The sequence below is a fragment of the Kluyvera genomosp. 2 genome, from assembly GCF_036759865.1.
Classification (GTDB): domain Bacteria; phylum Pseudomonadota; class Gammaproteobacteria; order Enterobacterales; family Enterobacteriaceae; genus Kluyvera; species Kluyvera ascorbata_B.
Window position 1 is genome coordinate 101,013 of the sequence record NZ_JAPKIA010000010.1, and the last position, 24,564, is coordinate 125,576.

A 24,564-nucleotide genomic window follows, 5' to 3' on the forward strand; every position below is an offset into this window, starting at 1 on the left:
CCGGCCTACAGGTTTACAGCACGTAGGCCGGATAAGGCGTTTACGCCGCCATCCGGCGCATTGCCGGGGGCGCTGCGCTTGCCCGGCCTACAGGTTTACAGCACGTAGGCCGGATAAGGCGTTTACGCCGCCATCCGGCAACACCATCAGCGAATTCTGACCTTTGCGGTGACCAGCAGGGCCGTCAGCAACATCAATACGCCGGAAAGCATCAACGGCGACGTCAGCCCTAAATGGTCCAGCGCCAGGCCACCCACCGCCGCCCCACAGGTATTCGCCAGCTGAATCACCGCCACCTGAATGGAACCGGCTTTTTCCGCCTGATCGGCCAATGAGCGCGTGATCCACGTCGACCAGCCTACCGGCACCAGCGCGAACGCCAGCCCCCAGATAATCGCAATGCCTGCGGCGACCACTTTCTCACTGCCCCATAACGTAAGCACCAGCGCGCTGATCGCCAGTACCAGCGGCGCACCGGCCAGCGCCAGTTTGACCGAGCGCTTGAGAATCACCGACGAGAACGAGGTACCGACAAAGCTGGCGATACCGAAGCTCAGCAGCACCAGCGTCAGGCCGTCAACGTCAAAACCCGCCAGATTCATATACACCGGGCGAATATAAGTGAAGAAGGCGAACTGTCCGGCAAAGGACATAAAGATAGCAATCATCCCGGCCATCACGCCGGGACGTTGCAGCAGGCTAAACATGTTTTGCTTGTGGTGCGCCGGTTCACCCGGCAGAGAAGGCAATGCTTTCAGCACCCAAAACGTACACAGCACGCCCATCACCGCTGCGCCGTTAAAAACGTTACGCCAGCCGATAATGCCGCCCAAAAAACTGCCCAGCGGCGCAGCAATCACCAGCGCGATGGACACCGCACCAAAGATCACCGACAGCGCTTTTGGCACCGTACGCGCCGGCACCAGCCGCATCGTCAACGATGCCGACATCGCCCAAAACCCGCCGAGCGCCAGCCCCAGACAGGCGCGGCCAAGCAGTAGCAGCGTGAAGGAGCTGGAGAACGACACCAGCAGGCAAGAGAGCGTCAGCAAAACGGAGAACAAAATCACCACATAGCGGCGATTGGTGGCGCCAATGGCCTGGGTAATGAACAGGCTGGAGAACATGGCGACAAACGCCGTCACAGTCACCGACTGCCCGGCAACGCCCTCGGAAATACCCAAATCCTGCGCCATCGGCGTCAGCAGGCTGACCGGCAAAAATTCAACGGTAATCAGGCAGGCGACGCAAAACGCCACGGCAAAAACCGCCGACCAGTTGGGCCGCGCAACGACGTCGGCGCGGTTTTTTTCTTCGATATGTGCACTCATTTTGTTACCTGCGGAGGGTCTTTGCGAAAAGGTCACGCAGTGTAGCATTTAAAGTGTGACGCATTTAACGTTTTGATAACTGTTTGGCCGACGCTTCGCTGACTGTCGTCTGACGCATCTCTTCAACCTTCTCAGCAATACGTTTCTGACTTTCCGAGCTCTGTTTAGCCATTAACTCTTTAAGGGTCGCCATCATCATTCCTTATTTTTTAAGGTGCTTACGGTGCTCGGAATCAGCAAGTTTAATCATCTCTTTATAGAATTTCTTTTCATTTAACCCGATTTTATCCCGGGGAATAACACGCTCCCTCATCGCCAATATGATTATTTTCCGTATGGTTTGCCGGATGGCAGCTGCGCCATCCTGCAAAACTCACTCGCCGCGCGCGGATTTCACCAGCCCGGTGATCCACTCCTGGTGGCCGTTAATCATCGGGTTTGGCACGGTGCGCGCCAGCTCCTGCGCCGGGACGCCAATCTGTGACTCCTGGGTCAGAATACGCACGCGGTTACCCGGTAAATCTTCGAACAGCCAGGCGTGAATGACATCCAGGCGGGTGGTGGCATCGCCTTCTGCCCAGCCGTGCCAGGCAATGCGTGCGGCCTGACCGTCGGCCGGCGGCACGTATTCGGTAATCTGCGCTTCAATCGGGAAGCCGAAGGTAGAGAAGCGGAAGCGAGCATTGGCGCTCAGCATCGGGCCGCTGCCGTCGTGGAAATGGATATCCGCCACGTTGCTGTAGTAGGTTGGCCACAGGGTAGTGTCGTCGAGCTGCGCCCAAATGTCTTTTGCGCTCAGGCCGCTGACGATAATTTCGTTAGAGGCAAAGTTGTCGGTGGTGCCCGGCAGGTAGCCTTCCGGCCAGACGATTGCGCTTTGCTGCATTGACTGTTTCATGATGAACCTCGTGAGTAAGTGTGTTGACGAGGTTCATCATGCGCCCACGAGTGATATAAATATAATCATCAATATTGATAAACAACATCACGTCAAATGATATCAATGCAGCCAGTGGACGCCGTTTTCATCGTGGAACAGGGCGTTGTAGCGACACTGGAAGGCATTCAGCTCGCTCATATCCGGCTCCAGCTCGCGTAAAAAGCTCAGCGCCAGCCGTATCTGGGCATCGGTGATCGGCGCGGCCAGGCGGGCCTTTTGCAGCCGACGGTGCCATCCCTGCATATTGGCTTCGCTGCCATCAACGATGCACACCTGCCAGATCAGCAGCATCTGCGCCGCATTCTGCAAATGGGCTTCGTTCGGGCGCTCCAGATAACGTAAAAACTCTTCGCCCTGCGCTTTCCCTAGCTGGTCGATCATCGATTCGACCGGCTCTGGCGTGATCGCCAGTCGCTCACTCAGACGGCGGATGGCCCGTCGTGAACTGGAGGTCAGGATCCGAAATCCGACAACAAATACCACCGCCAGGGTGGCCAGAATTAACCAGATCATGCACGCTCTCACTTAGCTAAACCCCGACATAATAATGGGATTTCGCGCCCTGTCGATATTCGAACATGCCATAATGTGCGTTACCTCCCTGAAGGAAGCCGCCGATGAAACCGGATCTCAGAACGCTTGACCTCAACCTGCTGAAAACGCTGGATGCGCTGCTGGATGAACGCAGCGTGACCCGCGCGGCGACAAGGCTGTCGCTCACCCAGCCCGCCGTCAGCGGTATGTTGACCCGGCTGCGGGATAACTTTAACGATTCGCTGTTTATCCGCGCCCCGCACGGTATGGTGCCCACGCTGCGCGCCCAGCAGCTAGCGCCCGCGGTAAAGCAAATTCTTCGTGATATCGACACGCTGTTACAGCCAGCCCGCTTCGATCCGCTGACCGCCAGCTTCACCTTTACCCTCGCCGCCACCGATTACGCGCTGAAAGCGGTAGTCGTGCCATTTATCGCCGCGTTGAAAGTCCGCGCGCCGGGGATTCGTGTGCGGGTCATTCCGGTTGAGCCGGAGCGGCTGACCGCACAGTTTGAGCAGGGGAAAATCGACCTCGCGCTGCTGACCCCCAGCACCACGCCGGGCGATCTGCACAGCCGTACGCTGTATGATGAACGCTATGTCTGTATGCTCCGCGCCGACCACCCCGATGCACAGCAGCCGTTAAGCCTCGACCGCTTCTGCGCGCTGGAACATATTCTGGTCTCTTACGAAGGCGAGAGTTTCTGGGGCGTAACCGACGACGCGCTGGCGAAAGTGGGCCGTCAGCGGCGGATTGGGCTGTCGGTAAGCAGCTTCCTGGTGCTGCCGGAAGTGCTGGCCGTCAGCGAAATGATTGCCGTCGTGCCGAGCCGTCTTGCCAGCGCGCGCGCGTCAATCTGCGTGCAGGATCCGCCGGTGGCGATTCACGGCTTTACCAAAAGCATGGCCTGGCATGAGCGTACGCATCGCGACCCGGCGCAGCAGTGGCTGCGTGAATTGCTGCATGAGACCAGCCAGCAGGCATAAAAAAGCCCGGTGCAGAACCGGGCAAAGAAGTGACCAAACACACTTACGCCATTTTTAACTGCTGAATCTTTTTCTCGCGGCGAATTTTACGTTCTTCAAATATCGCGACGATGGCCATCAGGCAGATACAGCCGATAGCGGCGGTATCCAGCGCGGCGAAAGTGCCCGCCCAGCCGGTGAGGCCGAAGATTGGCGTACCGTCGGCAATCATCCCCAGACCCAGCTTGGCAAAGCTGTCGCCAATCAGGTAGGCGAAGGTGCCTTTGATGCCATCGGCCGCGCCGATCGCTTTTTTAGGAACGAAGCCAACCGCTGCCACGCCAATCAACAGCTGCGGGCCGAAGACCAGGAAGCCGAGGGCAAACAACGACGCCAGATAGACATACTGATTGCTGGCGTGCTGATAAACGCCCAGCGTGGCAATGATCAATGCCAGCGCCACGCAGGCCACCAGCGCACGACGCCCATTGGCCAGATCGGAGAGCCAGCCCCACAGCAGGGTGCCCACCAGCGCGCCGACTTCAAACAGGGTAAAGCCCTGAATCGCCACTTCTTTGGAGAGCTTCAGCTCCTGGAAGGCGTAGACGGTGGACCACTGGTCAATACCGATACGCACCACGTACAGGAAGATGTTCGAGAAACATAACAACCAAATCACTTTGTTTTTCAGCACGTACTCAACAAAGATCTGCCATTTGGTCATCTCGTTTTCTTCAGTCTCTTTGTCCTCTTCGCTGATCTCTTCACCGAACAGCTCTTCCGCTTTGCCGAGGCCGTAAGATTCCGGGGAGTCGCTACCGTAGCGCAGGCCGATAAAGCCCACTACCAGCGCAATAATCGACGGGAAGATAAACATGCCGATGACGTGACCGTCGAACAGGTAGTTGGCGCCAAACAGCGCCACGCCTGCCGCACCCGCGCCGCCGAGGTTGTGGGAGATGTTCCACATGCCGAGGTAAGAACCGCGCTTGCGACGCGGCGTCCATTTGGTGATGGTCGAATAGCTACACGAGCCACCGGTACTCTGGAAGAAACCGCTCAGCGCGTAGAAGGCAATCATCAGGAACAGGCTGGTCGAACCCGCGCCCATACTGGCGCTGAAGCCGAGCATACAAATGGCGGAGAGAATCAGCATAAACGGCAGGAACTGCTTGGTGTTCTTACCGTCGGCATAGTAGGAGACCAGCGTTTTACCCACGCCGTAGGTGATGGAGAAGCCGAGACCAATCATACCGAGCTGGGTCATGCTCAGCCCGTAGGTGGAGATCATGTCGTTCTGCGCGATGTTAAAGTTCTTACGAATCAGATACATCGTCAAGTAGCCGATAAAGACCACCAGATAGGACTGCATGAACGGTTTGAACCACATTTTGCGCCGCACATCGAGCGGCAGATCCAGGGTCGGCTTGCGCACCTGGTTTAAGAAGGCCAGCATGGGTATCTCCTGATTTTTATATACCTGCGTGATAGCCGGTATTGTAAAAATCAGCGGCGCGGCTGGCCTGAGACAGCGTCCAGGTGAAACCGGGAAAATTTCCTAGTTTTAGGTCATTCGTCTTAGAAAAGTGAAGCGGGTCACGCTTCTCGCGGCGCCTGGGCGTTTAAGAACGGCAGCAGCAGCAGCGCGGAGATGCCCGCCGCAATGGCAATCACCACGAAAAAGCCCGTCCAGTGCCACACTTCCATCACCTTCGCCAGCGGCCAGCCGGAAAGCGACGCGCCAAGGTAGGCAAACAGCCCGACGAAACCGGTGGCCGCACCCGCCGCCTCTTTGTGCGAGCACTCCGCCGCCGCCATACCGATCAGCATCTGCGGGCCGAAGACGAAGAAGCCGGTGGTGAAGAAGCACGCCGCCTGCATGACGTAGCTGGCAAACGGCATCAGCCACAGCGAGCCCACCGAGAGCAAAATCCCGGCGGCGAAGATCAGGTTCATCGGCCCACGGTTACCATTAAACAGTTTGTCCGAGCCCCAGCCCGCCACCAGCGCGCCGATGAAACCGCCTAGCTCAAACATGGTCACTGCGGTATTCGCCGTCACCAAATCGACGCCCAGCGTCTCGGACATGTATAAATTGCCCCAATCGTTGATCGCCGCGCGCACCACGTACACCAGCACATAGCACAGCGACAGCAGCCAGATGTAGGGGTTGAGCAGCACGTAGCGGGTGAAGATCTCTTTGCGCGTCAGCCCGGCCCCTTCCTGCTGTTGGGCTATCTCCAGTTCGTCGTGCCGCCAGTCGCCAATCGGCGGCAGACCAATGGCCTGCGGACGATCGCGCAGTCGCCAGCAGAGGAACAGGCCGACCACAATCGCCATGGTTCCCGCGATGGTCATCCCCGCACGCCAGCCGTAGTGCAGCGCCGCCGCGCCCATCACGATAGGGATCAGCGCCCCGCCGACGTTGTGCGCGGTATTCCAGATGGCCCACCAGCCGCCGCGCTCGTTGCGCGAGTACCAGGCGGTGAGCAGGCGGGCGCAGACCGGCGCGCCCCAGCCCTGGAAGAAGGCGTTCAGCGCCCACAGCAGGGCGAAGGCCCACAACGAAGTGGAGAAGCCGAACAGAATATTGACCACCCCGGTGGCAATCAGCCCGATCCCCATAAAATAGCGGGCGTTGGAGCGATCGCTGACGATGCCCGAGATAAATTTCGACAGCCCGTAGGTGATGTAAAACAGCGTCGCCAGCAGGCCAATATCGCTGCGGGTCAGCACGCCGGTGGTGAGAATCTCCGGCACCGCGGCGTTGAAGCTTTTGCGGGTGAAGTAAAACAGCGCGTAGCCAAGCCAGATGGTCAGCAAAATATGCCGACGCCAGTAGCGGTACTGGGCATCCACTTCCTGCTTGTCGGTAATGCGCAGGGCGTTAGCCGGCGCCTTGAGAAATTGAAACATTGCCGTTCCTTACACGTAGCGCAGAGGCAAAGAGACGCTGACCCGCGTGCCGTGCATGCAGGAAATCGTGAGCGAGCCGCCGAGCGCGGTCACGCGTTCGCGCATGCCGGTGAGGCCAAAGCCCTGTTGATTCGACCCCGGCGGCAGGCCGCTGCCGTCATCTTCCATCACCAGCATCAGCCGTTCATCCTGCTGCCAGCCCTGTAGCGTCACCGCGCTGGCGTTCGCGTGCTTCACAATGTTGTTGAGCCCTTCCTGGCAGACGCGGAACAGCGTTACCCGCTGGCTTTCGCTCAGCGTTGATTCATCAATTCGCCAGTCGAGGTGGCTGACGATGCCCCGGCTTTCCAGCTCCATTTCGCGCATCAGCGAGCGAATGGCCTGTTCCAGCGAGAGGTCATCGAGCTGGCGCGGGCGCAGCCGACCCAGCAGGCGGCGTACGGCGTCGTAAACGCCCAGCGACAGCTGCTCAATATGCGCCCCGCTCTGCTTCACACCCGCGTTTTCAGGCGCCAACCGCTGGACGATGCCCGCCTGGGTGCGAATGGCGGTGATGGTCTGGCCGATATCGTCATGCAGCTCACGCGCCACGTCGCGCCGCACGCTCTCTTCGGTTTCCAGCAGGCGTTCCGCCAGCCGGTGGTTGCGCGCCAGTTCGTTTTGCAGCGACTGGTTTAGCTCGCGCAGTCGCTGGATGCCCGCGCCGAGCAGCAGCCCGGTCAGGCTTTGCGCCAGCAGCGAAAGCAATAAATCAACGGGGTGATCGTGCCAGGTCTGGCTGGCAATCAGGGCGATGGCGTTCATCAGGGTGGCGATCAGCGCCCCCTGCCAGCCGTAGTGCCAGGCCAGCGCGATAATCGGTAAAGCGAGACAAAACGGGGTAAAGCGCGAGAGTTCTGCGGGCAAACCGAGCTGTAGCCACAGGCTGACGGTAAACAGCAGCAGATACCAGACCAGATGCCGCCCGCGCCAGTTCACCGGCTGCGACACCAGCGCCGGGCCAAGCGGCAGCCAGGTGGTGCTGGTGAGGTAGTGCCAGAACACGAGGCAGATAGGGGCCAGCGTCAGCCCGCCGGTGAGGGTCAGCAGCAGCGCGGTCCATGCGGTTTCCCCTTGCCCCAGCCAGGGCAGCGATTGCAGCAGCGCTGCCGCCGTGAGCGCCGCGCCCTGTAACAACAATGTTCGCCAATCGCGTTGATGGCGGTAGCGCGAGATCAGCGTCACCGGCAGCAGCGTGAGGAAGCTACCGATCATCAAAATAGGCAGATGCGCCAGCGCCACCTCCTGCGCCAGCCAGTAGACCAGCAGCCACTCAGCGCCCACCAGCACCGGCCAGTAGCCGCGCGGACATTGCAGCATCAGCCCTAGCCTGAGACCAAACGGGAACAGCAGTACCGCCAGCTCCGGGCGCTCAACCAGGTGAAGGCTGATACTCCACAGGCAAAACCAGGCGGCGGAGAAAATAAAAAAGCAGGCGACAACGGTGATCAGCCGGGAGAAAAGTGCGTTCATTGCCAGCCATCAAACATGCGGCGCGCCAGCTCAACGTCGTTGCTGACGCCCAACTTTTCCATCAGGTTAGCGCGGTGGACGTGTACCGTTTTCGGCGACAGGCCCAGTTCGGCGGCAATCTCTTTGACCGCCATCCCCTGCGCCAGCTTTTCCGCCACCTGGCGTTCGCGTTTGGTCAGCGGGTCCTGACGCCCGGCCGCCAGCTTGACGGCGATGTCCGGCGTCAAATAACAGCCGCCGGTTGCTACAGTATGCACGGCGGCAATCAGTTCATCCGGACTACAGCGTTTGGAAAGGAAGCCGCGTGCGCCTGCGTTAAGCGCCTGTTCCACCAGCGCCGGGCTGTCGTGGACGGAGAGCATGATAATCGCCATGCCTTTTGGCAACTGGCTTAACAGTTCAAGACCGGAGATATCCGGCATTGAGATATCACAGATACACACCTGCACGCCGCGCCCCGGCAACCCAGCCAGCGCCTCGCGCCCTGAACCGAATTCGGCGACGACCTGCAAATCAGCTTCGAGCCCCAGCAGTTGGGCAAAGCCGGAGCGGACGATAGTGTGGTCGTCGATAAGGGCGATGGTGATCATGGATGTTGTCCTGGTGCTTGAAAATGCCTGATGGCGCTGCGCTTATCAGGCCTACGGGCGGGAGCCGTGGTAGGCCGGATAAGGCGTTTACGCCGCCATCCGGCAAAAGCGCTTACCTTAACGATAAGCGCGTGACTGTTCAAGCCTTGAGCGGATTACTCAAAGAAGACGCTGATTTTGTTAAACATCGACGGGTCGGACTGATTTCGCGCCACTTTCACCACATCTTCCAGCTTGTCGATCTGGCTCATCATCTGCTCAAGGCGCTGATCGTCGTTCACCAACAGCCAGATGCGGCTATGGTCGCTGCCGTGAATCGGTAGGCATAGGATGCCTTCGACGTTGAACGCTCGGCGAGCAAAGAGCCCGCAGACGTGAGTCATTACGCCCGGGTGGTTGCGCACGGTGAGTTCCAGGATAACGTTGTCATGAGTTTGTTTTTGCATGGCTTATTCCCCCACCATTTCGCTATTTGCCGCACCCGGCGGCACCATCGGATACACCTTTTCTTCTGCATCGATTCGCACGTGAATCAACGCCGGGCCCGGGCGATTGATAATCGCCTGCAGCGCCGCCTGCGGGTCTGTTTCATTGTTTAAATCGCAGGTTTCCAGACCGAAACCGGCGGCAATCTGCATAAAGTTAATCATGCCTGGGTAGGTGGCGGCAAATACGCCCTGTTTGTAGAACAGGCTCTGCTGCTGGTGTACCAGACCCAGCGCCTGGTTGTTCATCAGGATGATTTTCACATCCAGCTGATTTTCCGCCGCGGTCGCCATCTCCTGAATGTTCATCATCAGGCTGCCGTCACCGGAGAAGCACAGCACTTTTTTGTCCGGGTTCGCCAGCGCCGCGCCGATGGCCGCAGGCAGGCCAAAGCCCATGGTGCCGAGGCCGCCGGAGGTCAGCCACTGGCGCGGACGGTTCAGCGGGTAAGCCTGCGCCGTCCACATCTGATGCTGGCCCACGTCGGTGGTGATAATCGCGCTGTCGTCCACGCAGGCGGCAACGGCGTTGATCAGGCCGTAATGGCTGAGCGGGTCGCCCGCTTGAGGAATCGCCCCCGGGAACTCTTGTTGCAATTCCGCCACTTTGCCGCGCCATTCAGCGCGCGGCTGGGCGTCAATTTGCGGCAGCAGCTGCGCCAGTACGTCGTCAACGTCGGCCTGAATCGCCACGTGCGCCTGTTTGATTTTACCCAGCTCGGCGCGGTCGATATCAACGTGGATAATCTTCGCATTCGGGCAGAATTCAGCCACTTTACCCGTCGCCCGGTCATCAAAACGCGCACCTAAAACAACCAGTAAATCAGACTGTTGCAGAATAAAGTTAGTACTGCGCGCACCGTGCATTCCCAGCATACCTAATGACAGCGGGTGGGCTTTTGGCAGCATGCCCAGCGCCATCAGGGTCATGGTGGTGGGCAGGTTGGCTTTTTCCGCCAGCTCGCGAACGCGTTCCGGCGCGTTGATAACGCCGCCGCCCAGATAGAGCACCGGACGCTGTGCGGCGTTGATCATCGCTGCCGCTTCGCTCACGCTCTCTGCGCTGAATTCCGGCGTTGCCGCGCGGCCGCCGGGCTCTGGCAATTCGCTGATATCGATTTCCGCGGTCTGAACGTCCTTAGGAATGTCTATCCACACCGGGCCTGGGCGGCCAGACTGTGCAATCCGGAAAGCATCAGCAATAACCTTCGGTAATTCATTGATGTTGCGGACTAAGTAGTTGTGTTTAGTGATGGGGATAGAGATGCCGTAGGTGTCGACTTCCTGAAACGCGTCGGTACCGATTAACGAGGAGGCCACCTGGCCGGTGATACACACCAGCGGGATGGAGTCGAGACGCGCATCGGCAATGGCGGTGACCAGGTTGGTCGCGCCCGGCCCGCTACAGGCCATGCATACCGCCGGTTTGCCGTGGGTACGCGCCATGCCCTGGGCAATAAAGCCTGCGCCCTGCTCGTGTCGCGCCAGAATATGACGGATCTGGGTGCTTTGGCTCAAGGCGTCATACAGCGGCAGAACCGTGCCGCCGGGAATGCCGGTGACCATGGTAATACCCTGGCGTTCCAGTAAATGAACGATTAATTGCGCGCCGGTAAAACGCGTGGTCTTTGATGTGGTGCCCGAAATTGCCATGCTCCAGTCCTTTCAACTAGGCCGACTATCCGGAGGGGGCTAGAAACTAAAAACCCCGCCCGGTTTGCGCCGGCGGGGTTTGGAATCGTGTGTGTTCCTGACCCTACGGCGCATTGCCGACGACCACCACCACACGCACGACGACCACCGCGGCTGGTAGCGCGGTTTTTAGTAGGGTCGAAGTCAGCATTGATGGGGTCATTAAGGGTCTTCTCTCAATTCGTTTAGTGAATTCATACAAACACAGCTTTTTCAGGCTGACAATGGAAATATTTTCATCCGCACAAAAATGCAGCAGCGATCACACTTCCACACGGAGGAGAATCCTCTAATCTGTCCCGGCATTTCCCTATTTCTGGCCCTGTTCGTTGCCCATCGGCTGTGTTACGTTTTGGTTAAAACTTGTCAGGCCACGTATTATCATGACGCTCTCTGTTTTCTGCATTTTGCTATTTGCCGCACTTTTGCACGCGAGCTGGAACGCCATCGTTAAGGCGGGAAACGATAAACTCTATTCGGCTATCGGCGTCACCGGCTCCGCTGCGCTTATCGCGCTGCTGCTTTTACCCTTCGCCCCAACGCCCTCGGCGGCCAGCGTGCCGTTTATGATCGCCTCTACCGTTTTGCAGGTGATTTACACCGTGCTGGTCGCGCGTACCTATCAGATTGCCGACATGAGCCAGACCTACCCGCTGATGCGCGGCACCGCGCCGCTTCTGGTGGCCACCATCAGCGTGCTGTGTCTTGGCGACCACCTTTCTCCGTTGGCCTGGGGCGGTATTGCGGTCATCTGTTCGGCCATTCTGGCGATGGCCTTCAACGGCCGCTCGGGGTCTCAGGCGGGTATTGTGTTGTCGTTGCTCAACGCCTGTATCATTGCGAGCTACACCCTGATTGACGGCACCGGCGTGCGGCTTTCCGGCACCGCGCTGGGCTATACGCTGTGGTCGTTTTTCCTCAACGGTTCCAGCCTGCTGTGCTGGGCAATAATCGCCCGCCGCCGTGAAGCCGCACGCTATCTGGCAACGCACTGGAAAAAAGGCATTTTAGGCGGCATGGGAACGATGGGCTCCTACGGCCTGGCGCTGTGGGCGATGACCCAGGCCCCGCTAGCGGTGGTCGCCGCGCTACGTGAAAGCTCAATTTTGTTCGGCGCGCTGATTGCCTGGCTGCTGCTCAAAGAGCGGGTCGCCGGGCTGCGCATGGTCGCCGCCTGCGGGATTGCCGCTGGCGCTATCCTGCTGCGGCTGTCCTGATAAACTGGCAACTATTGTTGCCGTTTACGTGTATAAATCCTGCCTGCATCACACATTTCATTTACATGACGCATGGTTAAATTGCGACCTCAGTGTGGTAGATTCCTCTCCGATTTGGCGTCTTGCCTGGATATTTATTCTTATAAACTCAATTTCCATAAAGTAATCAGCGAAATGAAAAGAGATAGAAACGTCAACATCCTGGTGATGCTGGTGCTGCTTGTGGCCGTCGGTCAGATGGCGCAAACCATATACATCCCCGCCATTGCCCAGATGGCGAGCGATCTGAACGTTCGCGAAGGCGCAGTGCAGAGCGTAATGGCCGCGTATCTGTTGACCTACGGCGTTTCGCAGCTGTTTTACGGCCCGCTGTCCGACCGCGTGGGCCGCCGCCCGGTGATCCTCACCGGGATGTCGATTTTTATGCTGGCGACTCTGGTTGCCGTGACAACCCATAGCCTGACGGTGCTGATTGCCGCCAGCGCCCTACAGGGTATGGGAACCGGAGTTGGCGGCGTAATGGCGCGAACGCTGCCGCGCGATCTGTACGAGGGCAGCCAGCTTCGCCACGCCAACAGTCTGTTAAATATGGGTATTCTGGTGAGCCCGCTGCTGGCGCCGCTGATTGGCGGCGTGCTGGAGACACTCATCAACTGGCGCGCCTGCTATGGTTTCCTGCTGGTGCTCTGCGCAGGTGTCACCTTCAGCATGGCGCGCTGGATGCCGGAAACGCGCCCGACCGGCGCACCGAAAACCCGGCTTATCAGCAACTACAAAACGCTGTTCGGTAATAGCGGCTTTAACTGCTACCTGCTGATGCTGATTGGCGGCCTGGCCGGTATTGCGGTATTTGAAGCCAGCTCCGGCGTGCTAATGGGCGGCGTGCTGGGCTTGAGCAGTATGACGGTTAGTATCCTGTTTATTCTGCCGATTCCGGCCGCATTCTTCGGCGCCTGGTTTGCCGGACGGCCGAAAAAACGCTTCCCGACCATGATGTGGCAATCGGTGGTGAGCTGCCTGCTGGCGGGTCTGATGATGTGGATTCCGGGGCTATTAGGCGTGATGAATATCTGGACGCTGCTGGTGCCCGCCGCGTTGTTCTTCTTCGGCGCAGGTATGCTGTTCCCGCTGGCCACCAGCGGTGCAATGGAGCCCTTCCCGTTCCTCGCCGGTACCGCCGGGGCGCTGGTTGGCGGCCTGCAAAATATCGGCTCCGGCGTGCTGGCCTGGCTGTCGGCGATGATGCCGCAAACCGGTCAGGCCAGCATCGGGCTGCTGATGACGCTGATGGGGCTGCTGATTTTCCTCTGCTGGCTGCCGCTGGCGTCGCGCTTTGCGCATCAGGGTCAGGCGGTGTAATCGCGTCTGACCGTTGCCTGATGGCGCTTCGCTTATCAGGCCTACGTTGGGCATGAGTAGGCCGGGTAAGGCGGAGCCGCCACCCGGCATAAAACGCCTATTTAACCTGCTCCTGAAGCCAACCAATAAACGCCTCAATTTTCGGCCACTGCCTGCCGGGCAGCGTGGTGACGTAATAATGCTGATGACATTTCAGCGCCTTATCACCAAAAGGCGCCACCAGCTCCCCGCTGTCGAGGCGCTTTTGCACCAGCCGCTTTCGCCCCATCGCCACGCCGATGTGGTTCATCGCCGCAATCACCGCTAAATCAGAACGATCGAAACCAATGCCCGACGATGTCGGCAAATTCACCGCATACTGCTGCGCCCAGCTGTGCCATTCATCGGTCCCTGAGTCGTTGCTCCACGCCTGCCTGTCGTGCAGTAGCGTACAGTGTGGCAGGTTTACCAGCGAGCCGGTCAGAGCGTAGCGGCGGGCGTATTCCGGGCTGCATACCGGCAGAATTTCTTCATCCATCAGGAAGTGATGCGCGAGCTGTGCGGAAGGCGCATCGTCAAAATAGAGAGCCAAATCAACCCCGGCGCGCTGTAAATTGACGTTGTCGTTGCCGGTCAGGATGGTCAGTGAAATGGACGGGTAGCGGCGGGTAAAGTCGCCGAGCGCCGGAACCAGCCAGCACTGGGCGATAGAAGGCCGCGAGTAGACGGTGAGCGTCCCCGATAGCTCCTGATTTTTAATATCAAGAATCTCCTGGTTGAGCGTATCCAGCGATGATTTCAGCGCCCAGAACACGCGTTTACCTTCGTGGGTGAGCTCTACTTTACGATGCGAGCGGACAAAGAGCTGAATACCCAGCTCCTCTTCCAGCTGGTTAATGCGATGGCTGACGGCGCTGGGGCTTAATGACAGCTCGTCTGCCGCCAGCGCAAACGACTGATGCCGGGCCGCCACTTCGAAGGTATACAGCTTTGATAGCTGCCAGCCGTTCAGCAGACGATTTCTGCCCTCGCGCAGGGGTTCCATATTCCTCTCCGTATTGCCTGTTTTCGCCGGAGTGTAAAAAAAATCACCGGCAAAATCAGCACAAAGATGAATCAGAATGATTCATGTCGCATAAATTACCGGTAATAAGACGTAAATCACCATTTTGATTCAATCTGGCTCATGTGAAGGACGATTTATATCGTTTGTCAGCGGGTGCCTTATTTTTGTCCAATAAACCCATATTAATCACAGGGCAAGGTGAGCTATGCACTCTCAGATCTGGGTTGTGAGCACGCTGCTGATAAGCATCGTGTTAATCGTTTTGACCATCGTGAAGTTCAAATTCCACCCGTTTCTGGCGCTGCTGTTAGCCAGTTTCTTCGTGGGGACGATGATGGGTATGGGGCCGCTGGATATGGTCAATGCCATCGAGAACGGCATCGGCGGTACGCTGGGCTTCCTCGCGGCGGTTATTGGCCTTGGGACTATCCTTGGAAAAATGATGGAAGTCTCCGGCGCGGCCGAACGCATCGGCCTGACGCTACAGCGCTGCCGCTGGCTTTCCGCCGACGTCATTATGGTGCTGGTCGGGCTGATTTGCGGGATCACGCTGTTCGTTGAAGTGGGCGTGGTGCTATTAATTCCACTGGCATTCTCAATTGCCAAAAAGACCAATACTTCGCTGCTAAAGCTGGCGATCCCGCTGTGTACCGCGCTGATGGCTGTGCACTGCGTCGTACCACCGCATCCGGCGGCGCTGTTCGTGGCCAACAAGCTGGGCGCAGACATTGGCACCGTGATTGTCTACGGTTTACTGGTGGGCTTAATGGCATCGCTAATCGGCGGGCCGCTGTACCTGAAGTTTCTCGGTAATCGTCTGCCGTTTAAGCCAGTACCGGCTGAGTTTTCCGACCTGAAAGTGCGTGATGAAAGCACGCTGCCATCGCTGGGCGCGACGCTGTTTACCGTACTGCTGCCAATTGGCCTGATGCTGGTGAAAACCGTCGCGGAACTGAACATGGCAAAAGGCAGTACGGTGTATACGCTGCTGGAGTTTATTGGTAACCCGATCACCGCGATGTTTATCGCCGTTTTCGTGGCCTATTACATTCTCGGCCTGCGCCAGCACATTGGCATGGGTGCGCTGCTGACCCACACCGAAAACGGTTTTGGCTCGATTGCTAACATTTTGCTGATTATCGGCGCAGGCGGCGCATTCAACGCTATCCTCAAGAGCAGCGGGCTGGCGGATACCCTCGCGCTGATCCTTTCGAACATGCATATGCACCCGATTCTGCTGGCCTGGCTGGTTGCGCTGATTCTGCACGCAGCGGTAGGCTCTGCCACGGTGGCGATGATGGGCGCGACGGCAATCGTGGCACCGATGCTGCCACTCTACCCTAACGTAAGCCCGGAGATCATCGCTATTGCCATCGGTTCCGGCGCTATTGGTTGCACGATCGTCACCGATTCCCTGTTCTGGCTGGTGAAGCAGTACTGTGGCGCCACCCTGAATGAAACGTTCAAATACTATACGACTGCGACATTTATCGCGTCGGTGATTGCACTGGCGTGCACATTCCTGCTTTCCTTTATTATCTAAGCGCGAAGAGACTGACTATGGAAAACATTCAAACACTTATCGCCCAGCATCCTTTAGTGGAAGATCTGGTGGCTCTGAAAGAGACAACCTGGTTTAACCCTGGCACCACCTCTCTTGCGGAAGGTTTACCCTATGTTGGCCTGACAGCACACGACGTTGAGGACGCCCACGCGCGTCTGACGCGCTTCGCACCGTATCTGGCGCAGGCCTTCCCGGAAACCGCCGCCACCGGGGGCATTATCGAATCTGAGCTGGCCGCAATCCCTGCCATGCAAAAACGGTTGGAAAAAGCGTTCGGGCAGCACATTAACGGCGAACTCCTGCTGAAGAAAGACAGTCATTTGCCGATTTCAGGCTCGATTAAAGCGCGTGGCGGCATTTATGAAGTACTGACCCATGCGGAAAAACTGGCGCTGGAAGCCGGTCTGCTGACCACCAAAGACGATTACCGCGTTCTGCTTTCGCCGGAGTTCAAACAGTTTTTCAGCCAGTACAGCATCGCGGTTGGCTCCACCGGCAACCTGGGGATGTCGATTGGTATCATGAGTGCCCGCATCGGCTTTAACGTTACGGTGCATATGTCTGCCGATGCCCGCGCGTGGAAAAAAGCCAAGCTGCGCAGCCACGGCGTGACGGTGGTGGAGTACGAAGAAGATTATGGCGTGGCGGTTGAACAAGGTCGTAAGGCGGCAGAGTCCGATCCGAACTGCTTCTTTATCGATGATGAAAATTCCCGCACGCTGTTCTTAGGCTATGCGGTCGCCGGTCAGCGTCTGAAAGCGCAGTTTACCCAGCAGGGGCGCGTGGTGGATGCCGATCATCCTCTGTTTGTCTACCTACCGTGCGGTGTCGGTGGCGGCCCTGGCGGCGTGGCATTTGGCCTGAAGCTGGCATTCGGCGATAACGTGCACTGCTTCTTCGCTGAACCGACTCATTCACCGTGTATGCTGCTGGGGATTTACACCGGGCTGCACGATACCATTTCCGTACAAGATATCGGCATCGATAACCTGACGGCGGCGGATGGGCTAGCGGTCGGTCGCGCCTCGGGCTTTGTCGGCCGGGCGATGGAGCGTCTGCTCGACGGTCTGTACACCCTGGACGATCAGACAATGTACGACATGCTGGGCTGGCTGGCGCAGGAAGAAGGCATTCGTCTTGAGCCGTCGGCGCTGGCAGGCATGGCTGGCCCTCAGCACGTTTGTGCCTCCAGGGCTTACCAGCAGATGCATGACTTCAGCACAGAGCAGCTCAATCACGCCACCCATCTGGTATGGGCGACGGGCGGCGGCATGGTGCCAGAAGCCGAAATGGCGCAGTACCTGGCCAAAGGCCGCTAACCCCACGCCGCAGAAGAGGGACATTCATGCCAGATCCCGCGCCATTTTGGCGCGGGAAGTCAAAGCGTATTGTCTTACGTCACACTCCGTCAGCCCTTCTCTCCCGCATAAAAAACACACCGATATACTCCGGATTACCTCGTATTTCTACGATAAACCGGAGAACACAATGCAACAGGCTGACAAAAATATCAGCCGGGGCGGCTTCACCCTGCTCATCTGGGTGCTGCTATTGCTTCTCGGCTGCGTGCTGTTTTTCTTCTCGCTCGACCGACAAATTGTTTCCATCCTGAAAACCACGCTGATGCAGGAGCTGGGGCTCGATAACAGCGATTATTCGGTGCTGATCAGCGCCTTTATGATCCCCTATACCTTCATGTATTTCTTTGTGGGCGGTATCGTTGACCGATTCGGCAGCCGCTACGTGCTGTGCGCACTCATGATACTGATGTCGCTGGCTACGCTGATTACCGGCCTGTCGCACTCGATGACCGGGCTTATTGTCGGGCGCGTGATGCTGGGGCTGGCGGAGTCCGGGATCGTACCGGCGCTAACGCTGGCGGTGTTTACCTGGTTTCGCGCCGAGCAGCGCGCCTTTGCCTTCCAGCTCACCAATATTATTCAGTCATTAGGGCTGATTCTTGCGCCACCGTTTGTCGCCTGGGTGACGATATCTACCGGCTGGCGCTGGGCGTTCTTTATTCCAGCCATGGCGGGGGTGGCGGTCGGGGTGATGTGGTATTTCTCCAGCCGTAAAACACCGCCTGCAGCCGACGACACGCCGCAGGTGAGCGCCGTCAGCGTGCCGCTGGTTGAGCGCTACAGGATGGTGCTGACCTCAAAACCTATCTGGGCGCTGTTGATTGCACGCCTGCTCACCGACCCGTTCTGGTTTTTCTATCAGTACTGGCAGGTCGGCTTTATGCAGGAAAAAATCGGCCTGACGCTGGCGGAAGTCGGCAAGTTGATGTGGCTGCCGCCGCTGGTTGCCGTCTTTGGCGTGCTGGCAGTCTGCTGGGCCTCCGACCGCCTCGTTGCGCGCGGTATGGATGCCACCCGCGCCCGCTTAACCATTATCTGGTCCGTCACCTGCCTGGCGCCGCTGGTCTTTCTGCTGCCATCCATCAGCAACGCCTACGCGGCGGTGGCGATCATGACGGTGATTAACTTTATGTGCACCGCCTGGCTCAGTATGGCCACCATCATGATGGGCGGGCTGGCACCGCGCGTGGCCATCGCCACCGCTATCGGCGTGATGAGCGCGCTGGGCGGCGTGACCTCCATTATCTTTAACGGCTTTGTCGGCACTATTATCGACCACTTTGGTTATTCGATGCCGATTTATGCCGGTGCGACCCTGCACCCCATCGGCGCGCTGGTGCTGGCCGCCTTCTTCCTGCGTCGTAAAAAATCGTTTGTTTCTCGTCCGGAGACCGTCTGATGACCGATATCGTTGTTGCGCCCGTGGCACACGCCTGCGCAGATTTCACCGTACTTTACTGTCTGATTAATCACGACAACCACCAGTTCGCCGCCTGGTATGACGCCGAGCACCGCATCACTGTGGGCCAGCGTGAATTGCCCGACGGCCCATGGCAGACGTTTCAGCCAGAGGGCATTTGGCTACCAGAGCGCGAACGCTACTCGCATATCACCGAGTTTGATTCGCACAATTATCTGACGATGGCGGTTGATAGCGGCGGATTCCTGCATCTTTCCGGCAATATGCACGTTGATCCGCTTATTTACTTCCGCAGCCGCCAGCCGCTGGACATCACCACGCTGGAATGCATACCGGCGATGACCGGCAAACGCGAAGCGCGTGCGACCTACCCGGTGTTTTTTAAGGATGCGCAGGGGCGGCTGATCTTCCGCTATCGCGATGGTTGTAGCGGCAATGGTGACGATCTGTATAACATTTACGACGTTGAGCGCCAGCGCTGGACGCGCCTGTTAGAGACCCCGCTACTCAACGGAGAAGGCGCGCGCAACGGCTATGCCCGCCAGCCGCTGCTGGGGCCAGACGGTTACTGGCATATGATCTGGATGTGGCGCGAAACGCCGCACTGCGAGACCAACAATAATCTTTCCTACGCCCGCAGCCGCGACCTGCAGCGCTGGGAGAAATCAGACGGTACGCCGCTCGCCCTGCCGATTGCCCGCCATCAGGGTGAAATTGTCGATGACGCCGGTATCGGCGGCGGGCTTATCAATATGGTGCAGGAAGTCGGTTTTGATAATCAGGCGCGCCCGGTGCTGATTTACCATCGTTATGATGATCGGGGGCTGTCGCAGGCTTATCTGGCGCGCCCGGACGGTAAGGGAAGCTGGCAAAAGGCGCAGATTAGCCAGTGGGCGTTCCGCTGGGATTTCAGCGGCGGCGGCTCGATTCCACCGGACGTCACCCTCAGCGCGCCGCGCGCGATCGGTAACGGGCAAATGGCCGTGGACTGGAGCACCGCCGGGGCCGGAAGCGGTGAGTGGATTATTGATGACCGGACGCTTAGTGTTGTCGCTCACCGCACGCCCACACCGCCGCTGCCAGCCGAACAATGGCGGCCCCGGCAGAACATTGCGCCACGGGCCGAAGTGCAGCTGGTCGCCGCGCAGAACAGTGATTACAGCCCGCAAAGCCGCTATTGGCTACGCTGGGAGGCTCTGCCGATTTTCCGCGATGTGCCGCACGAAGAAAGGCCCGGCGCTACGCAGTTGGAAGTGATTGAAAGGAAAATATAAGGCGACAACAAAACCAAAATGCCGGATGGCGCTGCGCTTATCCGGCCTGCTCATCCCGTGCAATGATTGACACCGGTGGCGCAGCGAATCACCCGCCAGCCTGATAGCTAGCGGCACTGATTGGGCGAAACGCCAAACTGACGGCGAAACGCGCGCGAAAAGTAGCTAACGTCGCCAAATCCGCAGCGTATGGCTATTTCATTGACCGTATCTTGCGTAAAACGCAGCTGGTAGCGTGCCTGCAGCAGCCGCACACGGGCCAGATACTGCTGCGGCGAAACGCCGGTGTAGTCGCTAAATCCACGCTGAAGCGTACGCCGTGAAATAGCAAACATCTGACATAAACCGTCGAGATCGAGCGGCTGCTGCCAGCGACCGTTCAGGTGAATCAGCACCTGGCTAATGCGGTCTTCGCTGGAGTGAAACGCCTGCGTTTTGTAGCGCCAGAGGTTCAGCGTATGTAACACTTCCAGGAAAATCATCTCCTTATGGCTTTCCGCCAGCAGAGGGTCGCTAAACTCTTCTTCGCGATGACTCGCCAGACGGTCAAATATGCGCTGCATAATGCCGACATCCAGCTGCCAGACGTTGCTCTCCCCTTCCTGCGGCAGCAGATAATCGATGTGCTTGATAAAATTGAAGCTATCGCGCCCCAGATACAGCAGGTTCACCTGCTGCAAATCCTTCATCTCTTCAAACAGGTGATAATCCTGCCGGTTCAGATAGCACAGCGTGCCGCTGCTCAACAGGTAGGGCTTTTCATTGATAACATGAATTCCGCTTCCGCTGCCGACCAGGAACAGCTCGCAGTATTCGTGCGTATGTTCATGGCTGATGCTTTTCTCCGGATGCCAGAAATGGAACACCACGCTCTCCTGCGGGTGGCGGAAATGGGTATCACGGGGTAGCACAAGCGACATAGACACTCCTGACGGGTTATCACTCAGTACGCTAGTGATACCAGAACAGACGGCGTTCGCCTTGACCTGTTTGCCATTCGTCTTCGGCGGCTGGCAAACAGAGAAAGCTTATCGGCTCTGATTTAACATCACCATTAATTCCACCGGTGAGCGGCGTTGTTTCAGGAGATCGCGCATCGCTTTCATATACGGCGCGCTGTGGGTAAAGAACTGGCGATAGCCCTCACACAGTGCGCTTTTTCCATCGGCGTTTCGGTGCTTTGGGCAATCGCCCTGGCAGAACGGCAGCACGGTGCACTGGCGGCACGCGTCTGTTAGCCCACGCTGTTTTTGCTGGCTGAAGGCGGCGGCTTGCGGCGTAGCATTCAGCGCCTGTAACGTCTGCTGATGGATGTTTCCCAGATAAAACTCGGGGTAAACGAAGTGATCGCACTGGTAGAGATCGCCGTTGGCCTCCAGCGCAAAAGCGTGACCGCAGGTTTCGCTGAACGCGCACATCTGCGACCGATGGCCGCTCCAGACGCCTAATGTTGAATCAAACAGCTGTATATAAACACGGCCAATATCTTCATGGACCCACTGGTTAAACACGCCCGTCAGGAATGCGCCCCACGCATCGGCGGTAACCGACTCCGCGCTGAGCTTGCCATGCTCATCGCGCTCAACCAGCGGAATAAACTGTAAAAAGGCGGTGCCGAGACCGCGCAGGTAACGATAGAGACGTTGAGGCTGCTGGCTATTCAGACGATTGACCACCACCAGCAGATTAAATTCGACGCCGTGTTGAGAGAGCATCTCAATGGCTTTCATCACTTTGTGGTGGCTCGGCTTACCGCTGCGGTTAACACGATAGGTATCGTGGAGATCGGCCGGACCGTCCAGTGAGATCCCGACCAGCCAGCCGTTCTCCCTAAAGAAGCGACACCAGCTGTCATTGAGCAGCAGACCGTTGGTCTGGAAGGCATTGTGGATCTGTTTGCCGTTAGCGTACTGCTTTTGCAGCGCCAGCGCGCGCTGGAAAAACGCCAGCCCGCACAGCGTTGGCTCCCCGCCCTGCCAGGCAAAAGTGACTTCTGGCCCAGGCTGCGCCGCAATGTGTTGGCTGACAAAGCGCTCCAGCGTGGCCTCATCCATCATCGGCTGTTCGGGTTTTTCGAGGTAAAAGCAGTAGCGGCAGTTGAGGTTACAGCGAGAGCTGGCCGGTTTGGCCATCACCTGACATCCTGTCATGTAAAATCCCTTAGAAAAATAATAAGTTGGCGAATGTGGGTAATAGCAAACAATATTGCGAGGGATAACACCGCGAGGGAGATCAAGAATTTGTCACGCACCGCGCGCGATTGCGCAAAATCATCCTGCGTTACATCCATCACGTTACGGTTGCGGGTATATTGCCACAGGATAACGGCGACAATCGCCAGCACGCCAAGCGATACCCAGAACAGCATACCCGCCTGATGCCAGTTGTGTTTAAGCGCTAACGCCATCAGCGCGCCATAGCCGAGCAGGGTGCGAAACCATGCCAGCGACGTGCGCTCAGGCTGCAAGCCCGGGTCAGCCTGACGCCGGGCTTTGCGACTATCCGGCATACAGCACCAGCAGCATCACCACCGCCGCCACGAAGGTAAGCATGAGGCTTATCACCAGCAGACTGCGGGTATAGGGTAAATCTTCCTTCAGCCGCATCGCCTTTTCGTTACGCAACCAGCGCAGGTAGCCGTAGATAGCCAGCCCGCCGGCAAACAGGCACAACAGCAGCGCCAGCGCTTCGCGGATAGCCGGGGTCGCGAAGTCTGGCGCCAGCTGATCGAGCCCGACTCCCGCCGCCAGAAAGCCCAGCGACGTGCGAATCCAGGCCAGAAACGTACGCTCGTTGGCCAGTGAGAAACGGTAATCAGGCGCTTCTCCGAGGCGGGAAATTTTCATGACGGCTCCTTTTGTATCTTTATCTCAGCTGATTATGCTCTGCTTTTGAGAGTGGCATTAACGCGCACCATCGCTTCGCTGTCTAGTTTATAGAACGCTTTTGCCGTTACCGCGCACAGTAAATAGCAAATACCCGGTGCCACGGTAAACAGCAGCGTGATGGTGGTCAGCGTCGCAGCAGACTGCGACGTGGCCCCCGCCTGATAGCCCCCGGCCGCCAGCATCCAACCGATAACCGCCCCGCCAACGGCTAGCCCCATTTTCAGCACAAACAGGGTTCCCGCAAAGCTGATTCCGGTCAGACGTTTGCCATTGCAGGCTTCGCCATAGTCAACGGTATCCGCCATCATTACCCACTTGATCGGCGTCATCACCTGGTGCAGAACACCGATGATAAAGATCAGGCAAAACATCAACGTGACGGTATCCATCGGGGCAAAGAACATACAAAAACTCAGTAACGTCAGCGCCACGTTACAGCTAATAAACACCTTCACTTTGCAGAAGTGACCGGTAAGCGGTTTGGCTATCGCACTGCCGATAATATTACCGACGCAGTAAGTCGTCAGAAATAGAGAAAATAGCTTAGGCGACTCCATAATCCACGTGACGTAATACATCATCGCGCCGCCGCGCACCGAAGTCCCAATAATCGCGAAGACCGTTAAATAGCCCACCACGCGCCATTGGCTGTTCTGCCAGATATCTTTCAGGTCGCTGAGCATCCCTTTAAAGCCATCACTGGTTGGCGGCGCAACGACTCGCTCCTTCGTTGTCGCAAAACAGATAAAAAACATCACGATCGCCAGCACGGCCAGAATGGCGATACTCATCTGAAAACCATAAGCTTTATCGTCCCCGCCAATCCACTCCACCATTTTCATCATCAGCGCTGTAGACAACATGCCGCCAGCCGTAGCCAGCACAAAGCGCCATGACTGCATGGAAATACGCTGCTGCGGATCGTTAGTAATCACCGCACCGAGCGCGCAATAGGGAATGTTCACTATCGTATAAAGCAGCGTGAGTACAATATAAGTCACTGTGGCATAGACCATTTTTCCGCCAAGAGACAGGTCTGGTACGGTATAGGTAAAGTAGCAGCTGATGCCAAAGGGAATAGCGGCCCAGAGGATCCAGGGGCGGAATTTCCCCCAGCGTGACCGCGTGCGGTCGGCAAGCAGCCCCATACACGGATCGGAGATTGCATCCAGGATACGGGTGACTAAAAACATGGTGCCAACAAAGGCCGCAGGTAAACCCGCGATATCGGTATAAAAAAACATGAGATATAGCATGACGTTGTCAAAGACGATATGGCTTGCCGCATCGCCAAGGCTATAACCTATTTTTTCTTTTAAAGAGAGTGTGTTATCGCTCATACCACTTCCTGTGTTGTGAATTAAAGTGGTGACATAGTAGAGATAGCATTTCTGATGTCGTTATTATGATTTTTAATTAGCTGGTTATGTTTATTTTTATTTGTGAAGCCACTCCCATATATTTCTAATGC

24 protein-coding genes and 2 pseudogenes are annotated in these 24,564 nt (G+C 57.6%); 8 read left to right on the forward strand and 18 right to left on the reverse strand.

The genetic code is table 11. From position 1 onward, the window contains the following. Positions 1–146: 146 nt before the first annotated feature. The 5 genes and pseudogenes from nepI to V6942_RS12710 all read right to left on the reverse strand — a co-directional run bounded on the left by nepI (position 147) and on the right by V6942_RS12710 (position 2,784). Positions 147–1,331, reverse strand: coding sequence for a purine ribonucleoside efflux pump NepI (gene nepI, locus V6942_RS12690; RefSeq protein ID WP_106924834.1), 1,185 nt, complete (start codon positions 1,329–1,331; stop codon positions 147–149). A gap of 64 nt (positions 1,332–1,395) precedes the next feature. Further along, positions 1,396–1,524, reverse strand: a complete 129-nt coding sequence (locus V6942_RS12695) for a hypothetical protein (protein ID WP_374956734.1) — start codon at positions 1,522–1,524, stop codon at positions 1,396–1,398. Positions 1,525–1,533: 9 nt separating this feature from the next. Beyond that, positions 1,534–1,620, reverse strand: a pseudogene (locus V6942_RS12700) (type II toxin-antitoxin system RelE/ParE family toxin); the annotation flags it as partial. An 84-nt stretch (positions 1,621–1,704) separates the two neighbouring features. After that, entirely contained in the window at positions 1,705–2,217 is a 513-nt protein-coding gene (locus tag V6942_RS12705; protein WP_181357973.1) for an SRPBCC domain-containing protein, read from the reverse strand. A gap of 114 nt (positions 2,218–2,331) precedes the next feature. Continuing rightward, positions 2,332–2,784, reverse strand: coding sequence for a DUF1198 domain-containing protein (locus tag V6942_RS12710; protein ID WP_106924832.1), 453 nt, complete (start codon positions 2,782–2,784; stop codon positions 2,332–2,334). A gap of 104 nt (positions 2,785–2,888) precedes the next feature. Between V6942_RS12710 and V6942_RS12715 the strand changes: the two genes are divergently transcribed. Continuing rightward, positions 2,889–3,791, forward strand: a complete 903-nt coding sequence (locus V6942_RS12715) for a LysR family transcriptional regulator (RefSeq protein WP_333501319.1) — start codon at positions 2,889–2,891, stop codon at positions 3,789–3,791. Positions 3,792–3,834: 43 nt separating this feature from the next. On the opposite strand, the gene uhpT is transcribed toward V6942_RS12715, so the two are convergent. From uhpT to uhpA, 4 genes are all read right to left on the reverse strand, one after another. Continuing rightward, the gene (gene uhpT / locus V6942_RS12720) at positions 3,835–5,226 is read right to left on the reverse strand and encodes a hexose-6-phosphate:phosphate antiporter (protein WP_106924830.1); all 1,392 of its coding nucleotides are present in this window, start codon (positions 5,224–5,226) and stop codon (positions 3,835–3,837) included. A 140-nt stretch (positions 5,227–5,366) separates the two neighbouring features. After that, complete coding sequence (locus V6942_RS12725) at positions 5,367–6,686, reverse strand: MFS transporter (RefSeq protein WP_333501320.1); 1,320 nt, start codon at positions 6,684–6,686, stop codon at positions 5,367–5,369. Between the two features lie 9 nt (positions 6,687–6,695). Further along, positions 6,696–8,198 (reverse strand): signal transduction histidine-protein kinase/phosphatase UhpB, encoded by a 1,503-nt coding sequence (gene uhpB, locus V6942_RS12730; RefSeq protein WP_182929763.1) that lies wholly within the window; start codon positions 8,196–8,198, stop codon positions 6,696–6,698. Further along, positions 8,195–8,788: a transcriptional regulator UhpA gene (gene uhpA / locus V6942_RS12735; protein ID WP_106924827.1), complete on the reverse strand. Its 594-nt coding sequence runs from the start codon at positions 8,786–8,788 to the stop codon at positions 8,195–8,197. Before uhpA ends, uhpB begins: the two co-directional genes overlap by 4 nt. A 23-nt stretch (positions 8,789–8,811) precedes the next feature. On the opposite strand from uhpA, the pseudogene V6942_RS23450 reads away from it, so the two are divergent. Further along, a pseudogene (locus V6942_RS23450) lies at positions 8,812–8,907 on the forward strand (hypothetical protein); the annotation flags it as partial. A gap of 36 nt (positions 8,908–8,943) precedes the next feature. Here V6942_RS23450 and ilvN read toward each other — a convergent pair. The 3 genes from ilvN to ivbL form a co-directional block, all read right to left on the reverse strand. After that, a complete protein-coding gene (gene ilvN, locus V6942_RS12740) occupies positions 8,944–9,234 on the reverse strand; it encodes an acetolactate synthase small subunit (RefSeq protein ID WP_065357373.1) in 291 nt (96 codons plus the stop codon). A gap of 3 nt (positions 9,235–9,237) precedes the next feature. Next, positions 9,238–10,926 carry an acetolactate synthase large subunit gene (gene ilvB, locus V6942_RS12745; protein ID WP_106924826.1) on the reverse strand — a complete coding sequence of 563 codons (1,689 nt, stop codon included), beginning with the start codon at positions 10,924–10,926 and terminating at the stop codon, positions 9,238–9,240. A gap of 103 nt (positions 10,927–11,029) precedes the next feature. After that, positions 11,030–11,128, reverse strand: coding sequence for an ilvB operon leader peptide IvbL (gene ivbL / locus V6942_RS12750; protein WP_072011409.1), 99 nt, complete (start codon positions 11,126–11,128; stop codon positions 11,030–11,032). A gap of 220 nt (positions 11,129–11,348) precedes the next feature. On the opposite strand from ivbL, the gene V6942_RS12755 reads away from it, so the two are divergent. Further along, the gene (locus V6942_RS12755) at positions 11,349–12,182 is read left to right on the forward strand and encodes a DMT family transporter (RefSeq protein ID WP_106924824.1); all 834 of its coding nucleotides are present in this window, start codon (positions 11,349–11,351) and stop codon (positions 12,180–12,182) included. Between the two features lie 174 nt (positions 12,183–12,356). Further along, positions 12,357–13,541 carry a multidrug efflux MFS transporter EmrD gene (gene emrD / locus V6942_RS12760; protein ID WP_106925173.1) on the forward strand — a complete coding sequence of 395 codons (1,185 nt, stop codon included), beginning with the start codon at positions 12,357–12,359 and terminating at the stop codon, positions 13,539–13,541. Positions 13,542–13,638: 97 nt separating this feature from the next. On the opposite strand, the gene dsdC is transcribed toward emrD, so the two are convergent. Next, complete coding sequence (gene dsdC / locus V6942_RS12765) at positions 13,639–14,565, reverse strand: DNA-binding transcriptional regulator DsdC (RefSeq protein ID WP_035895021.1); 927 nt, start codon at positions 14,563–14,565, stop codon at positions 13,639–13,641. Positions 14,566–14,791: 226 nt separating this feature from the next. On the opposite strand from dsdC, the gene dsdX reads away from it, so the two are divergent. From dsdX to V6942_RS12785, 4 genes are all read left to right on the forward strand, one after another. After that, positions 14,792–16,129 (forward strand): D-serine transporter DsdX, encoded by a 1,338-nt coding sequence (gene dsdX, locus V6942_RS12770; protein ID WP_035895020.1) that lies wholly within the window; start codon positions 14,792–14,794, stop codon positions 16,127–16,129. A 17-nt stretch (positions 16,130–16,146) separates the two neighbouring features. Continuing rightward, positions 16,147–17,469, forward strand: a complete 1,323-nt coding sequence (gene dsdA, locus V6942_RS12775; protein WP_333501321.1) for a D-serine ammonia-lyase — start codon at positions 16,147–16,149, stop codon at positions 17,467–17,469. A 169-nt stretch (positions 17,470–17,638) separates the two neighbouring features. Beyond that, positions 17,639–18,910, forward strand: coding sequence for an MFS transporter (locus V6942_RS12780; RefSeq protein WP_181357967.1), 1,272 nt, complete (start codon positions 17,639–17,641; stop codon positions 18,908–18,910). Next, positions 18,910–20,205, forward strand: a complete 1,296-nt coding sequence (locus V6942_RS12785; protein WP_333501322.1) for a BNR repeat-containing protein — start codon at positions 18,910–18,912, stop codon at positions 20,203–20,205. The genes V6942_RS12780 and V6942_RS12785 overlap by 1 nt, the downstream gene beginning before the upstream one ends. Before the next feature lie 107 nt (positions 20,206–20,312). Here the strand turns inward: V6942_RS12785 and V6942_RS12790 are convergent, their stop codons facing one another. The 5 genes from V6942_RS12790 to V6942_RS12810 all read right to left on the reverse strand — a co-directional run bounded on the left by V6942_RS12790 (position 20,313) and on the right by V6942_RS12810 (position 24,433). Further along, entirely contained in the window at positions 20,313–21,125 is an 813-nt protein-coding gene (locus tag V6942_RS12790; protein WP_106924820.1) for a helix-turn-helix domain-containing protein, read from the reverse strand. Positions 21,126–21,233: 108 nt separating this feature from the next. Continuing rightward, complete coding sequence (locus tag V6942_RS12795) at positions 21,234–22,355, reverse strand: anaerobic sulfatase maturase (protein WP_181357966.1); 1,122 nt, start codon at positions 22,353–22,355, stop codon at positions 21,234–21,236. After that, a complete protein-coding gene (locus V6942_RS12800) occupies positions 22,352–22,714 on the reverse strand; it encodes a DUF202 domain-containing protein (RefSeq protein WP_333501323.1) in 363 nt (120 codons plus the stop codon). Before V6942_RS12800 ends, V6942_RS12795 begins: the two co-directional genes overlap by 4 nt. Beyond that, positions 22,704–23,051 carry a YidH family protein gene (locus V6942_RS12805; protein ID WP_106924817.1) on the reverse strand — a complete coding sequence of 116 codons (348 nt, stop codon included), beginning with the start codon at positions 23,049–23,051 and terminating at the stop codon, positions 22,704–22,706. The genes V6942_RS12800 and V6942_RS12805 overlap by 11 nt, the downstream gene beginning before the upstream one ends. 32 nt (positions 23,052–23,083) lie before the next feature. Continuing rightward, the gene (locus V6942_RS12810) at positions 23,084–24,433 is read right to left on the reverse strand and encodes a glycoside-pentoside-hexuronide (GPH):cation symporter (protein ID WP_106924816.1); all 1,350 of its coding nucleotides are present in this window, start codon (positions 24,431–24,433) and stop codon (positions 23,084–23,086) included. Positions 24,434–24,564: the final 131 nt, after the last annotated feature.

Excerpts from the sequence above, each read along its gene's own strand:
- emrD (WP_106925173.1), top strand. The coding sequence starts at position 12,357 with ATGAAAAGAGATAGAAACGTCAACATCCTGGTGATGCTGGTGCTGCTT.
- V6942_RS12785 (WP_333501322.1), top strand. The coding sequence starts at position 18,910 with ATGACCGATATCGTTGTTGCGCCCGTGGCACACGCCTGCGCAGATTTC.
- ilvB (WP_106924826.1), bottom strand. The coding sequence starts at position 10,926 with ATGGCAATTTCGGGCACCACATCAAAGACCACGCGTTTTACCGGCGCG.
- V6942_RS12695 (WP_374956734.1), bottom strand. The coding sequence starts at position 1,524 with ATGGCGACCCTTAAAGAGTTAATGGCTAAACAGAGCTCGGAAAGTCAG.
- ivbL (WP_072011409.1), bottom strand. The coding sequence starts at position 11,128 with ATGACCCCATCAATGCTGACTTCGACCCTACTAAAAACCGCGCTACCA.
- uhpB (WP_182929763.1), bottom strand. The coding sequence starts at position 8,198 with ATGAACGCACTTTTCTCCCGGCTGATCACCGTTGTCGCCTGCTTTTTT.
- V6942_RS12805 (WP_106924817.1), bottom strand. The coding sequence starts at position 23,051 with ATGAAAATTTCCCGCCTCGGAGAAGCGCCTGATTACCGTTTCTCACTG.
- V6942_RS12790 (WP_106924820.1), bottom strand. The coding sequence starts at position 21,125 with ATGTCGCTTGTGCTACCCCGTGATACCCATTTCCGCCACCCGCAGGAG.
- V6942_RS12710 (WP_106924832.1), bottom strand. The coding sequence starts at position 2,784 with ATGATCTGGTTAATTCTGGCCACCCTGGCGGTGGTATTTGTTGTCGGA.
- dsdC (WP_035895021.1), bottom strand. The coding sequence starts at position 14,565 with ATGGAACCCCTGCGCGAGGGCAGAAATCGTCTGCTGAACGGCTGGCAG.
- V6942_RS12810 (WP_106924816.1), bottom strand. The coding sequence starts at position 24,433 with ATGAGCGATAACACACTCTCTTTAAAAGAAAAAATAGGTTATAGCCTT.
- nepI (WP_106924834.1), bottom strand. The coding sequence starts at position 1,331 with ATGAGTGCACATATCGAAGAAAAAAACCGCGCCGACGTCGTTGCGCGG.
- V6942_RS12795 (WP_181357966.1), bottom strand. The coding sequence starts at position 22,355 with ATGACAGGATGTCAGGTGATGGCCAAACCGGCCAGCTCTCGCTGTAAC.
- uhpA (WP_106924827.1), bottom strand. The coding sequence starts at position 8,788 with ATGATCACCATCGCCCTTATCGACGACCACACTATCGTCCGCTCCGGC.
- V6942_RS12725 (WP_333501320.1), bottom strand. The coding sequence starts at position 6,686 with ATGTTTCAATTTCTCAAGGCGCCGGCTAACGCCCTGCGCATTACCGAC.
- uhpT (WP_106924830.1), bottom strand. The coding sequence starts at position 5,226 with ATGCTGGCCTTCTTAAACCAGGTGCGCAAGCCGACCCTGGATCTGCCG.
- dsdA (WP_333501321.1), top strand. The coding sequence starts at position 16,147 with ATGGAAAACATTCAAACACTTATCGCCCAGCATCCTTTAGTGGAAGAT.
- V6942_RS12800 (WP_333501323.1), bottom strand. The coding sequence starts at position 22,714 with ATGCCGGATAGTCGCAAAGCCCGGCGTCAGGCTGACCCGGGCTTGCAG.
- V6942_RS12705 (WP_181357973.1), bottom strand. The coding sequence starts at position 2,217 with ATGCAGCAAAGCGCAATCGTCTGGCCGGAAGGCTACCTGCCGGGCACC.
- V6942_RS12780 (WP_181357967.1), top strand. The coding sequence starts at position 17,639 with ATGCAACAGGCTGACAAAAATATCAGCCGGGGCGGCTTCACCCTGCTC.
- V6942_RS12755 (WP_106924824.1), top strand. The coding sequence starts at position 11,349 with ATGACGCTCTCTGTTTTCTGCATTTTGCTATTTGCCGCACTTTTGCAC.
- dsdX (WP_035895020.1), top strand. The coding sequence starts at position 14,792 with ATGCACTCTCAGATCTGGGTTGTGAGCACGCTGCTGATAAGCATCGTG.
- ilvN (WP_065357373.1), bottom strand. The coding sequence starts at position 9,234 with ATGCAAAAACAAACTCATGACAACGTTATCCTGGAACTCACCGTGCGC.
- V6942_RS12715 (WP_333501319.1), top strand. The coding sequence starts at position 2,889 with ATGAAACCGGATCTCAGAACGCTTGACCTCAACCTGCTGAAAACGCTG.